The following is a 405-nucleotide window of genomic DNA, read 5'->3' as shown; positions in this document are numbered from 1 at the left end:
AGCTTGAAGTTCAGCAGCGTCGTCGGCGTAAAGCTGTAGCTGCCTGTCACGTCCAATTGATGCGCCTGGTTGTCCGGTGGCAAAGCGACGGGTTGGCTGAGAATGGGCTGCAGTCCGGGCACCAAAGGCAGGGACGAGCCCAGCGGGTTAAGCAAAGTGCCGGGAACCAGCGGATTCAAGCTGCCGTTTTCGTTGCGGTAGAACGAGCCGTAGTAACCGGCCGAGAGGTTCAGCTTGTCGCGGGCAAAGCTCAGTCTGGCCTCGACCTGGCTGTGACGTGCGTCGACCGGCTCGGGCAACATCAGCAGCCCGGTTCCGGTTTGGGCGCCGTTGCCTGGTGCGCACCCCGGCGCGACGGCCGACGGACAGGTGAAGCCGATTCCCCACAGGTGCGAACCTTCCTTC

The 405-nt window shown here is 63.2% G+C and carries 1 protein-coding gene; it reads right to left on the bottom strand.

Annotation, left to right across the window (positions count from 1 at the left end; all coding sequences use genetic code 11):
* Positions 1-405, bottom strand: a 405-nt coding sequence (locus tag I6F37_RS42770; protein ID WP_225154794.1) for an MtrB/PioB family outer membrane beta-barrel protein, incomplete at both ends; no start/stop codon positions are given.

The organism is Bradyrhizobium sp. NBAIM08, from assembly GCF_020193935.1.
GTDB lineage: Bacteria > Pseudomonadota > Alphaproteobacteria > Rhizobiales > Xanthobacteraceae > Bradyrhizobium > Bradyrhizobium yuanmingense.
Note: the sequence above shows the minus strand (reverse complement) of the source record. Positions and strands in the feature narration are given on the sequence as shown.